The following is an 11884-nucleotide window of genomic DNA, read 5'->3' on the forward strand; positions in this document are numbered from 1 at the left end:
CCGCCCCGCCGCCAGCGGCGCAGCTCGGCCCTGACGGCCCGTTCGATGGAGACGGCATGACACGTCCCGCCCCCGTCCGCCTCGCCGCCCCCCTACTGGTCGTTCTCACCCTGGTCGCCGGCCTGCTCGCCGCCCCGGCCACGCCGGCGCGCGCCGTGCCGGCCAAGAATCCGCCGCTGACCACCCCCTGGACCACCCAGGCGCTCGCCGGCACGCCGCTGCCGGACTACCCGCGACCGCAGATGACCCGGTCGGACTGGCTCAACCTGAACGGCGAGTGGCAGCTACGCCAGTCCGCCACCGACGACGCCCCTCAGTTCGGCACCGATCTGCCCGAGCGGATCAACGTGCCGTTCCCGGTGGAGAGCGCGCTGTCCGGGGTGCGGCGCGCCGCCGGCGACAACCGCAACCACCTGTTCTACCGGCGGACCGTGACGGTGCCCACCAGCTGGAACGGGCGCCGGGTGCTGCTCCACTTCGGCGCCGTCGACTGGCAGACCACCGTCTGGGTCAACGGCGTCGCGGTCGGCGGCCACACCGGCGGCTACGATGCCTTCACCTTCGACGTCACTCCGCAGTTGCGGGCCGGCGCGAACGAGATCGTGGTGAAGGTGTGGGACCCGACGGACAGCCGGCAGAACGGGAGCCTGCCGCCGATCGGCAAGCAGACCAAGCAACCCGGCGGCATCTTCTACACGCCGAGCTCGGGCATCTGGCAGACGGTGTGGCTGGAACCGGTGCCGGCGGCCTCGATCAGCCGGGTCGACCTCTCGCCGAGCCTGGCCGACAACACGCTGCGCATCCGGGTCCTCACCCGCGGGGACGTCAGTGGTCACCGGGTCCTGGCCGAAGCGCTCGACGGCGCCACCGTGGTCGGCTCCGCCACCGGCGGCTTCACCGAGTTCAAGGTGCCGGTGCCGAACGCCCGCCGCTGGTCGCCCGACGACCCGTTCCTCTACCACCTGCGAGTCACGCTGCGTAACGCCGCGGGTGATCAGGTCGACCGGACCACGCACTACTTCGGCATGCGCGAGATCAGCACCGGCGTGGTCAACGGCGTCCTACGACCCAAGCTCAACGGCCAGTTCGTCTTCCAGACCGGCACGTTGGACCAGGGATTCTGGCCGGACGGGCTCTACACCGCGCCCACCGACGCCGCGCTCGCCTTCGACCTGCAGAAGCACAAGGACCTCGGCTTCAACATGGTGCGCAAGCACATCAAGGTCGAACCGCAGCGCTGGTTCTACCACGCCGACCGGCTCGGGCTGCTCGTGTGGCAGGACGTTCCGTCACTCACCGCGCAGGACATCAACGCGACCGACGCGCAGCAGGCGCAGCTGGAGACCGAGGCCCGCGAGATCGTGGACGAGCACCGCAGCTCGCCGGCCGTCGTCACCTACACCGTCTACAACGAGGGGTGGGGGGAACGCGCGCTGGCCGACACCCGCCGGGTCGCCCAGAATGTCAAGAACCAGGACCCGGCCCGGCTGGTCAACGCGCACAGCGGCTACAACTGCTGCCAGTCGTTGGGCAACCCCGGCAACGGCGACATCGACGACTGGCACGTCTACCTGGGGCCGGACTCGCCGGCGCCGTCGAGCAGCCGGATCGCCGTGCTCGGCGAGTTCGGCGGCCTGGGCCTGCGCGCGCCCGGACACGAGTGGAGCCCGAACGGCAGCTTCTTCGCCTACGAGTGGCAGCCGAGCTCCACCGCGCTGACCGACCGCTACGTCGGCCTGGTGCAGGGCACGCAGAACCTGATGCTCGGCAAGGGGCTGAGCGCCTCGGTCTACACCGAGATCGCCGACCAGGAGGGTGAGCTGAACGGATTTCTCACCTACGACCGGCAGGTGGTCAAGATGGACCAGGCCCGGGTACGGGCCGCCAACCTGGCCCTGATCGACGCGTCGAGGTCGGTCGGCAGTTCGGCGCCGGTGGCGCTGCCGTTGAACACCAGGCGATCCGTCCAGGTGACGACTCCCGGGTTCACCAACCGGTTCCTGCGGCACCGGGACAGCCTCGCCTACACCGAGATCGTGGACGCGAACAGCCCGGCGCTGCTCAAGAACGACGCCACCTACACGGTTCGGGCCGGTCTGGCCGACGCGGCGTGCTACTCGTTCGAGTCGGTCAACTTCCCCGGGCAGTTCCTCCGGCACCAGGACTCGCGCGTACGCAACTCGCCGAACGACGGCTCGGCGTTACTCCGCGCGGACGCCACCTGGTGCGCCCGGGTCGGTCTCACCGGGAGCGGGGTCTCGTTGGAGTCCTACAACTTCCGCGGCAGGTATCTGCGGCACTACAACTCCGAGGTCTGGTTGAGCAACGGCACCGGCGGCGAGGCGTGGAACTCCCCCGCGCTGTGGGCCGCGGACAGCACCTGGAACATCACCACGCCCTGGGCGCCCTGAGCGGCACGGTCCGGGGCGCCGGTGCCGCACCGGCGCCCCGGACCGCCGCCCCGGACCGCCGCCTCGCCGACGTCCACGCGGCCGACACATGATTGAGGCACGTCTATTGACAAAGACTCTTTACGGTTTCAGGCTGAGAGCGCTCTCTCGCGCCCTCTGGCACGGCGCGACGCCGCACCGACCGGAAGGAGTTCGATGATCAGGACCATGGCGCTGCTCACCGCCGCGACGCTCGCCCTGCCGATTCCGGCCGCCGCACCAGCGACGGCTCCCCCCGCCCCTCGGGTGCAAGCGCAGCCGTCCGGCCTGCCGGCGGAGATGGCCGCGGCGATGCGCCGCGACCTGCACCTGACCGACGACCAACTCACCGCCCGCCTCACCACCGAGGCCGCCGCGGCGGTGGTCGACCGACGCCTGCGCTCCCGCCTCGGCACCCGGTACGCCGGCTCGTGGCTGGACCCGAGCGGCCCGCTCACCGTCGCCGTCACCGACGCGTCCGCCGCCGCCACGGTACGGGCCGAGGGCGCCCGGCCCCGGCTCGTTCCCCGGACGCTCACGACGCTCACCTCGGCCCGCAGCACGCTGGACCGGCACGCGCGCAGCCATCCGCCCGGCGCCGCCGTGCGCGGTTGGTACGTGGACGCCACCACCAACGAGGTCGTGGTGCGGGTCGCGCCGGGCCAGGAGCGCACCGCCCGGGCGTTCGTCGACGACAGCGGCCTCGCCGGCGCACCCGTCCGCTACACGGCGGCTCCCGACGCGCCCCGCCCCCTGTACGACATCCGGGGCGGCGACCAGTTCCTCATCAACGGCAACGTGCTCTGCTCGGTGGGCTTCGCCGTCACGGGCGGTTTCGTCACGGCCGGACACTGCGGGGCCACCGGCAGTCCCACCCGTGGGTTCAACAACGTGGCGCAGGGCACCTTCGCCGGCTCGTCGTTCCCGGGCAACGACTACGCCTGGGTCCGCACCAACGGAGACTGGACGCCGCGCCCCTGGGTGAACAACTACGCCGGGGGGAACGCTCCCGTCGCCGGCTCCCGGGACGCGGTGATCGGCAGCTCGGTCTGCCGGTCGGGACGGACGACCGGCTGGCGCTGCGGCACGCTCCTGGGTCGGGACGAGACGGTCAACTACGCCCGGGGCGCGGTCTACGGACTCAGCCGCAGCAACGCCTGCGCCGAGGGCGGTGACTCCGGCGGTGCCTGGCTCTCCGGCGACCAGGCCCAGGGGGTGACCTCGGGCGGATCGGGCAACTGCACCTCCGGCGGCACCATGTGGTTCCAGCCGGTCAACGAGATCCTCGGCGCCTACGGGCTGAACCTGGTCACCACCGGCGGTGGCGGCACCGGGACCCGGATCATCAGCAACTGGAACAACAAGTGCATCGACGTGCCGAACTCGAACTTCTCCGACGGCGTCCCCCTGCAGACCTGGAACTGCAACGGCACGGCGGCGCAGAGCTGGACCTTCACCGGCGGTAGCCTGCGCACGCAGAACAGCAAGTGCATGGATGTCGCCTGGGGCTCCCGGGACAACGGCGCGGTCATCCAGATCGCCAACTGCAGCGGCAACCCCGCGCAGCAGTTCGTGTTGTCCGCCGCCGGGGACCTGGTCAATCCGCAGGCCAACAAGTGCGTCGACATCAAGGACTGGAACGGCAACGACGGCGCGCGGTTGCACCTCTGGGAGTGCGGTGGCACCGCCAACCAGAAGTGGCGCACCGGCTGAACCGTCAGCCCTCCGACGGCGTCCCGTCCGGCCGATCCGAGGGCCGGGCGGGACGCCGTGCCGCGCCGGTCGGATGATGCGCCACCGCCGCACCCCGACGGTCAGCCGATGCGGAACCGCATGCCGTAGACGGCGAACACCAACGGCGTGTGCAGGTCGACGTTGCCGTTGTCGAGGAACACCCGCTGTGCCGTGTCGACGCGGGAGGTGTCCGAGTGGGCGTCCTCCTTCCGCATCTCGGCGACCCGCTCGTCGAGGAACGCGTCGAGCCAGATCCGCTCGTCGCCACCCTGCGCCGGGGGCGTTGCCCGGGCGAGGGCGCGGCTGCGGATCTGACGCAGTCCCGCGTACCCGTGCATGACCGCCGCGTCGTAGTAGGCGAACTGGCCCAGGGCCCGGACCCCGTCGTTCCTGCCGTCCCGGACCGACCGGTTGAAGTAGATCCGGTCGCGTTCGGCCTCCTGCACGGCCCGGAACACCGGGTCGGCGGCGGCGGCGCGCCAGTCGCGGGGAAAGTCCGGGTCGAGGCCCTCGTGCGACGCGGTGCCGTTGACGGCGCGCAGCGCCGGCAGGTAGCCGGCCAGCACGTTGCCGGGCCGGGCCTTCGCGTACGCCTGGACCAGCGCGAGCATGTCGCCGGTGCCGGAGCAGAAGCCGATGATGCCGGCGGTGTAGCCGCGACCGTCGCCGATGTCCTCAAGGTAGGAGAACTGGGCGCGCCAGTCGAGCGAGGAGTTCTCCGCCGCCGAGACGAGCTGCATGGCGACGTCCTTCTTCGCCGGGTCGTCGAGATCGGCGGCGGCCGGAACGCTGGAGGTCGGGGCGGTGGTGGTCGGGGCGGTGGCGGTCGCCGTCGGGACGGTGGGGGTGGGGGTCGCGGGGTCGGCCGGCGGCAGGACGTATCCGGCCGCCGCGATGCCGATCAGCAGGGCACCCGCGACGTGGGCGCCGGTTCCTCCGCGCAGCATGGCGTCCTCGGGCCGGGGGCAGGTGCTTCGGTCAGGCCCCGCTGGTGCTCGCACGGAGCGACCGTGCGAGCACCAGCGGGGCCACGACCAGTATGCGACGCCCGCAGACGTACGCCAAAGGCACCGGGCCGCAGGTCAGGGCAGTGTCTTGAGGAACGGGCCGTGGTTGAGCCGGAATTCCCAGGCGTAGTAGCGGTCCCAGTTGATGGACCAGGTCATGAGGCCCCGGAGGGTGGGGTTGGTTCCGCTGCGGGGGGCGTACGCGCCACAGTTCTGGCCCCGGACGAGGCAGGTCACCGCCTGTTGCACGCCGGCCGGGGCGAGGTAGCCGTTGCCGGCGCTTGTCGAGGAGGGCGCGCCGAACGCGACCTGGTCGGCGCGCAGCGCGGGGAAGACCGCGTTGGCGTTCCCGGCGACGGGGAAGCCGGCCAGCAGCATGTCCGTCATCGCGATGTGGAAGTCGGCGCCGCCCATGGTGTGGTACTGACCGTCGAGCCCGACGATGGGGCCGGAGTTGTAGTCCTGGACGTGCAGGACGGTGAGGATGTCGCGCAGCGCGTGGATCACCGGCAGGTACGACCCGGCCCTGGGGTCCTGGCCGCCCCACGGGCCGGAGCCGTAGAACTGGTAGCCGAGCTGCACGAAGAACGTCTCCGGGGCCATCGTGAGCACGAAGCCGGCGCCGTAGCGCTGCTTGAGGGTGCGGATCGCCGCGATCAGGTTCACCACGACCGGGGTGGTCGGGTTGCGGAAGTCGGTGTCGCCGGTGTCGAGGTAGAGGGAGTGGCCCTCGAAGTCGATGTCCAGGCCGTCGAGGCCGTACCTGTCGATGATCGCCGACACCGAGCGGACGAAGGTGTCCCGGGCGGCGGTCGTGGTGAGTTGCACCTGACCGTTCTGGCCGCCGATCGAGAGCAGCACCTTCTTGCCCTGCTGCTGCTTGGCGCGGATCGCCGCGGTGAACTGGGCCTCGGTCTCCACGTTGGGGCACTCGGCGACCGGGCAGAGCTGGAAGCGGATGTCGCCGGAGGTGACGGAGGTGGGTTCGCCGAAGGCGAGGTTGACGATGTCCCAGTCGTCGGGCACGTCGGCCATCCGTAGGTATCCGGCGCCGTTGGCGAAGCTGGTGTGCAGGTAGCCGATCAAGGCGTGCTTCGGCAGCCCGGTGGTCGGTGGCGCGCTGGTCGGCGGCGCGCTGGTCGGCGGCGCGCTGGTCGGCGGCGCGCTGGTCGGCGGCGCGCTGGTCGGCGGCGCGCTGGTCGGCGGCGCGCTGGTGGGGGGTGCGCTGGTCGGCGGCGCGCTGGTGGGGGGTGCGCCACCGCCGCACGGCGCGCCGTTCAGCGTGCAGTCGGCGGGCGAGCCGGAGCCGGTGGCGAGGAAGCCGAACGACGCCGACGCGCCGGGGGCCAGAGTGCCGTTCCAGGCGCGGTTGGTGAAGGTGTGCCGCTGCCCGACGCTGCTGACCGTGGCGTCCCAGTACGAGCCGAGGGTGGTGCCGGCCGGCAGGGTGAAGGCGACCTGCCAGCCGGTGATCGTGCTCGACCCGCCGTTGGTGATTGTGTAGCGGCCCTCCCAGCCGGCACCCCAGTCGGAGGTCTTGGTGAACGCGGCCGTCGGGCCGGCGGCCAGGGCCGGACCGGCGAGGATCAGGGTCGCCGCGGCGGCGGTGACCAGGGCCGCCACGGCGGCCAGGAACGGTGTTCGGAGTTGGCGCGCCATCCGGTCCTCCCGAGGGGTGCCCGACCGAGGGGTATCGACGGGAGGCTAATTATTAGGTTTGTTAACTGAAATTGTCCAGCATCCGGCGCGACGGCGGACGCGCGGACCTCACGCCGCCTCATACTGCCGGGCTCACCTCCGAGACGGCGAAATCAGCCACCCGCAGCGTCGGCATCGCCATCCGGGTGAAGTAGTCACCCCACTCCCGGGGCAGCGTGCGCTCGGTCGCGCCCACCTCGGTCACCCGGCCGAGCAGCGCCACCGGGCTCTCGTTGAACCGGAAGTTGGGCAACGCGGCCACCACCTCGCCGTCCTCCACCAGATAGACGCCGTCCCGGGTCAGGCCGGTCAGCAGCAGCGTCCGGGGATCCACGTCGCGCAGGTACCACAGGCAGGTCAGCAACAACCCGCGCCGGGTGCCGGCGACCATGTCGGCAAGCGTCCGGCCGCCGGCCGGACCGGCCAGGACCAGGTTGTCGACGAACGGGGTGAAGGGCTGACCGGCGCGGCGGGCCGAGTGCCGGGTCTGCACCAGCGCCCGCAACTGTCCGTCGACCATCCACCGGGTGGCGGCCAGCGGCAGGCCGTTGTCGAAGACACTGCCGGCCGAGCCGGACGCCCGGGCCACCAGGAACGGCGCGCACGCCAGGCCGGGCGCCGCCGGGTCGCTCCGCAGCGTCAGCGGGGACGCGGTGAGCCGCTCCCCGATCCGGGTGCCTCCGTCCGCGCCGCCGAACACCGTCCGTCCGTCGAGGGCGTCGGCGGCACCGGCGTTCAGGTAGAGGTGCAGCATCAGATCGGCGACGCAGGCCGGCGGCAGCAGCACCTCGTACCGGCCCGGGGCCAGGGTGTCCCGGCGCGGCACGCCGGCCAACCGGTCCCGCAGCCGCGCCGCCGTCGCCGGCAGGTCGGTGTCGGTCAGGTCGGTGCCGCCGACCCCCGCCCAGGCCGACGCCGTCCCCCCGCCGCGGGCGGTGAGGTCCAGCACCGACGTCGGTTGGACGTGCCGCAGCCGCAGGCCGCCGGTGGAGGCCAGCCAGGTGGTGTCGACCCGCTGCTCGGCGTACCCGTACAGGTCGTGCCCGGCGGCGCGGGCGGCGGCGAACGCGTCGCCCAGCCCGGCCGAGAAGCCGTGCAGCCGGTGCACCGGCACCTCCGCCGCGGGGTCGTCCCAGGACGCCGCCGGCAGGCCGGTCGCGACGGCCAGCGGAGCCGCGTCCTGAGCCGGCTCGCCGGCCCGGGCGGTGTGCCGGGCCCGGGCCACCAGCTCGGCCAGGTCCCGGTCGGTCGGCGCGCCGCCGGAACCGACCACGCCCGCCGCCGTGCCGGACCCGGCGTCGGCGAGGGCGACGACCGTCAGCCGGCGTCGGCGCGCCGCGCCCGACGTGGTGAGCGTGTTGCCGGCCCACCGCAGGTGAGCCGTCGCGGTCTCGTCGACGATCACCAGCAGCTCCCCGCCCCGCCCGGCCCGGGCCAGGACCCGTTCCGCGAGTTCGGCTCCGCTCACCGTGGCCCCTCCCCGCTCGTGTCCACCACGCGCACGCCCCGGAAGACCGCGGTCGGCGCGCCGTGGCTGGCCGCCGCGGCCTGCACCGGCTGGCCCTTGCCGCACAGGTCCGCGCCGAAGCACCGGTAGGTCCCCGGGCCGCCGAGGCCGACAAGCGACCCCCAGAAGTCGGTGGTGTCGGCCTGGTAGGCGACCCCGGAGAGCTGCTCGCCGAGACGCCCGTGCCGGATCCGGTACGCCAGTTGCGCGGTGAACTGGAAGCGGCGCCGCTGGGTGTCGATGGACCAACTGTCCGAGCCGACCAGGAAGATGCCGTCCGTCACGCCACCGATCAGGGCCGCCGTGTCGGGCCCGTCGGGCGCCGGCCGCAGCGAGACGTTCGGCAGTCGGGAGATCGGCACGTGCTCCGCCGACTCGGCGTAGGCGCAGCCGGTGGAGCGGGCCGCGCCGAGCCGGACCGCCGTGTGCCGGTCGGTCTGGAACCCGGTCAGGACCCCGTCCCGGACCAGCGTCCACGCCCCGGTGGCCACCCCCTCGTCGTCCCAGCCGACCGTGGCCAGCCCGTGCGGATCGGTCCGGTCGGCGGTCACGGTCATCAGCTCCGAGCCGTACCGGAGCGTGTCGACGTCGGCCGGGGTGGCGAACGTGCCACCGGCGTAGCCGATCTCGTGGCCGAGCGCCCGGTCCGCCTCGGTGGCGTGCCCGACCGACTCGTGGATGGTGAGCCACAGGTGCGACGGGGCGGTCACCAGGTCGTACCGGCCCGGCCGCACCGGCCGGGCGCGCAGCTTGCCGGCCAGCTGGTCCGGCATCTCCGCCAGCTCCGCCGCCCAGTCCCAGCCCGATCCGTGCAGGTATTCCCAGCCCCGCCCGGTGGGCGGCCCGAGCGTGCGCAGGGTGGCGGTCGTGCCGCCCGCCGCGCCCACGGCGAGGACCTGCGGGTGGACCCGGACCCGCTGCTGGAGCACGCTGGTGCCGGCCGTGTCGGCATACCAGGTCGTCTCCCGGACGGCGCTGACCTTGGCCAGCACGTGTCGCACGACCGGCGCGGCGAGCAGCCCCCGGCTCCAGTCGGCGAGCAGCGCCACCGCGTCGGCCTCCGGGACCGCGAACGGGTCCACCCGGCAGTGCGACGTCCACCGCCGGTCGGCGTACACCGGCTCCGGAGCCAGCTCGACCGGCTCCGCGCCCACCTCCCGGCACACCCGGGCCACCTGCACCGCGCGGCCGACCGCGTCGACCGCGGCGGCCGGGTCGACCTCGGGCACCGCCGCGAAGCCCCGCGCGCCCTCGTGCAGCACGCCGACGCTCAGGCCCAGCTCGGTGTCGTCCCGGCTGCCGCGCAGCCGCCCGTCGTGCAGCAACAACCGGCGGGCCCGGTTGCGGACCACCCGCACCGCGGCGTGCCGCGCGCCGAGCCGACGCGCCTCACCCAGGACCGCGTCGGTCACCTCGGCCAACGGCAACGCCAGGAAGGACGGCTCGATCCCGGCGGCGGTGTCCGCCGCGGTCACGCGCCGAACCGGTCGGTCATCGCGGCCAGGTGCTCCGGGGTGGTGCCGCAGCAGCCGCCGGCGAGCGCCAGGTCGTACTCGTCGCGCCAGCGGGCCATCAGCTCGCCGAACGACTTCGGGTCGAGGGCCGGCCCGTCGCCGTCCCGGCCCTCCAGGTTCGGGTACGCCCCGACCGGGCCGGAGACCTCCGCCCGCAACGCGCGCAGGCACTCCTCGGTCCGCGCCGGATCGGTGCAGTTGACGAGCACCGCCTCCGCGCCGTCGGCCAGCACGGCGCGGGCGGCCCCGACGAGCGGCTCCCCGGAGAGCAACCGGGCGTCGTCGCCGCAGACGAAGCCGACCCAGGCGGTCGCGCCGGTGGCGAGCACCTCGGCCAACGCGGCGCGGGCCTCCCGGGCGGTGTTCATGGTCTCGATCAGCATCGTGTCGACACCGGCCCGGGACAGCTCGGTGGCCAGCCAACGATGTTCCACGCGCAGCGTGTCGTCGTCCGGCACCAGGTCCGGGCGGTACGCGTCGGCCACCGGCGCGATCGACGCCACCACCCGGGTACGCGGACCGCCGGCGGCGTTCCGGGCGGCCAGCGCCACGCCGACGGCGGCGTGCACCATCCAGCCGAGCCCCGCGTCCGTCAGCCCGGCCGCCTGCAGGGCCCGCAGGTTGCACCGGAACGTGTTGGCGGTGATCACGTCGGCGCCGGCGGCGAGGAAGCGTTCGTGCACTCCCCGCAGGACCCGGCGCCGTTCATCGGACAGCAGTGCCCGGGTCATCCACCAGGGCGGCGACAGCGGCATGCCGGCGCGGTGCAGCTCGGTGGCCACTCCCCCGTCGAGCCGGATCGTGGACCCGTCGGTCAGGCGTCCCATCGGTACCGTTCCTCCCCCGGGCCGGTCACGCCGGTCCCGCCCGTAGCGCACGCACGAGGTCGTCGACGAGATCCGCCGGGTCCTCGATGCCCATCGACAGTCGTACGAGGTCGTCCCCGATGCCGAGCCGCAGCCGCGTCTCCCGGGGCACCGGCCGGTGCGTCATCAACGCCGGGCACTCGATCAGCGACCGGACCCCGCCGAGGCTGACCGCCGCGGCGAACAGCCGTACCCGTTCCATCAGCTTCACCGGGTCGCCGCGGTAGGTGAAGGCGACGAGCGCGCCCGGCGCGCTCATCTGCCGCGCCGCCACCGCGTGCCCGGGGTGGTCGGCCCGGCCCGGATAGTGCACGACGCCGACGGCCGGCTCGGCCGCCAGCGCGGCGACCACCCGCCGGGCGTTGTCCACCTGGCGGCCCACCCGCAGGGAGAGCGTCTTCAGGCCCCGCTGCACCAGGAAGCAGTCGGGCCCGCCGGGCGCGGTGCCGACGGTGGTCCGGTGCGCCAGCAGCCGCTCGTGCAGCTCCGGGTCGTCGTGGACCAGCGCGCCGCCGAGCACGTCGAGGTGCCCGGCGAGGAACTTGGTGGTGCTGTAGAGCGTGAGGTCCGCGCCGAGCCGTAGCGGCTGTTGCAGGGCCGGGCTGGCCAGGGTGTTGTCCACGAGCAACCGGGCGCCGCGGCGGTGCGCGAGCCGGGCCACCTCGGCGATGTCGGTGATCTTCAACAGCGGGTTGCTCGGGGACTCCACCCAGACCAGGTCCACCGGGCGGCCGTCGTCGACGAGCGCCCGGTCGCGCTGCCGCGGGTCGGCCAGGTCGACCTGGTCGACGGTCACCCCCCGGGCCCGGACGAGATCGAACAGGGTGTGCGTGCCGCCGTAGACGTCGTCGCCGGCGAGCACCCGCTGCCCGGGGGCGAGCAGCGCCAGGGCGGCCTCCGCGGCGGCCTGCCCGGAGGTGTACGCGGCGGCGAAGCGCACCTCCTCGAGCGCGGCCAGGCAGCGCTCCAACTGCTCCCGGGTCGGGTTCTCGCCGCGGCCGTAGAAGTAGCGCAGCGGCTCCTGGACGGACCGCTCGTAGGTGACCGCGAGGTGCACCGGCGGCACCAGGTCGCCGGTGCCGGGGGTGGGTTGCTGTCCCTCGTGGACGAGGCGGGTGTCGAACCGCAT

The 11884-nt window shown here is 73.6% G+C and carries 8 protein-coding genes; 2 read left to right on the forward strand and 6 right to left on the reverse strand.

Annotated features, from left to right (window positions below):
- The first annotated feature begins 56 nt into the window (after positions 1–56).
- Together O7613_RS13585 and O7613_RS13590 are read left to right on the forward strand one after the other, a co-directional pair.
- Positions 57–2411, forward strand: coding sequence for an AbfB domain-containing protein (locus tag O7613_RS13585; RefSeq protein WP_282294214.1), 2355 nt, complete (start codon positions 57–59; stop codon positions 2409–2411).
- A gap of 195 nt (positions 2412–2606) precedes the next feature.
- Positions 2607–4142 (forward strand): ricin-type beta-trefoil lectin domain protein, encoded by a 1536-nt coding sequence (locus O7613_RS13590; protein ID WP_282294216.1) that lies wholly within the window; start codon positions 2607–2609, stop codon positions 4140–4142.
- Positions 4143–4243: 101 nt separating this feature from the next.
- Here the strand turns inward: O7613_RS13590 and O7613_RS13595 are convergent, their stop codons facing one another.
- The 6 genes from O7613_RS13595 to O7613_RS13620 form a co-directional block, all read right to left on the reverse strand.
- A complete protein-coding gene (locus O7613_RS13595; RefSeq protein ID WP_282294218.1) occupies positions 4244–5110 on the reverse strand; it encodes a chitosanase in 867 nt (288 codons plus the stop codon).
- 135 nt (positions 5111–5245) lie between these two features.
- Positions 5246–6829, reverse strand: a complete 1584-nt coding sequence (locus O7613_RS13600) for a cellulose binding domain-containing protein (RefSeq protein ID WP_282294220.1) — start codon at positions 6827–6829, stop codon at positions 5246–5248.
- A gap of 118 nt (positions 6830–6947) precedes the next feature.
- Positions 6948–8336, reverse strand: coding sequence for a metallopeptidase TldD-related protein (locus O7613_RS13605; RefSeq protein ID WP_282294222.1), 1389 nt, complete (start codon positions 8334–8336; stop codon positions 6948–6950).
- Positions 8333–9850: a TldD/PmbA family protein gene (locus O7613_RS13610; RefSeq protein ID WP_282294223.1), complete on the reverse strand. Its 1518-nt coding sequence runs from the start codon at positions 9848–9850 to the stop codon at positions 8333–8335. Before O7613_RS13610 ends, O7613_RS13605 begins: the two co-directional genes overlap by 4 nt.
- Positions 9847–10716 (reverse strand): homocysteine S-methyltransferase family protein, encoded by an 870-nt coding sequence (locus O7613_RS13615; protein WP_281588152.1) that lies wholly within the window; start codon positions 10714–10716, stop codon positions 9847–9849. Before O7613_RS13615 ends, O7613_RS13610 begins: the two co-directional genes overlap by 4 nt.
- A 25-nt stretch (positions 10717–10741) precedes the next feature.
- Positions 10742–11884 (reverse strand): aminotransferase class I/II-fold pyridoxal phosphate-dependent enzyme, encoded by a 1143-nt coding sequence (locus tag O7613_RS13620; RefSeq protein WP_281588151.1) that lies wholly within the window; start codon positions 11882–11884, stop codon positions 10742–10744.

This window comes from Micromonospora sp. WMMD975 (assembly GCF_029581215.1).
Classification (GTDB): Bacteria; Actinomycetota; Actinomycetes; order Mycobacteriales; family Micromonosporaceae; genus Micromonospora.